1 protein-coding gene is annotated in these 313 nt (G+C 48.2%); it reads left to right on the plus strand.

The window, feature by feature from the left end; genetic code table 11:
* On the plus strand, window positions 1-313 hold a 313-nt coding region (locus Q4528_RS13235; protein ID WP_303521959.1), incomplete at both ends, for a cation:proton antiporter domain-containing protein.

Below are 313 nucleotides of genomic sequence, written 5' to 3' on the forward strand. Positions count from 1 at the left end.
GCTGAGTTTGGCGTGGTGATGATGCTGTTTGTGGTGGGGCTAGAATTAGAACCCCGCATGTTATGGGATATGCGCCACAAGCTCATTGGTTTAGGCGGTCTGCAGGTATCGTTAACCACCATTGTGGTGATGGGTATCGCCTTAGCTTTTGATTTACAGTGGACCAGTGCACTCGCCATTGGCCTAATCTTTTCGCTGTCTTCTACCGCTATTGTGCTGCAAACCTTTAATGAAAAAGGCCTAAATAAAACTGATGGCGGCCGTTCGTCGTTTTCGGTGTTGCTGTTCCAAGATATCGCTGTAATCCCCATGC

Source organism: Staphylococcus pasteuri (genome assembly GCF_030547725.1).
GTDB classification, from domain to species: Bacteria; Bacillota; Bacilli; order Staphylococcales; family Staphylococcaceae; genus Staphylococcus; species Staphylococcus pasteuri.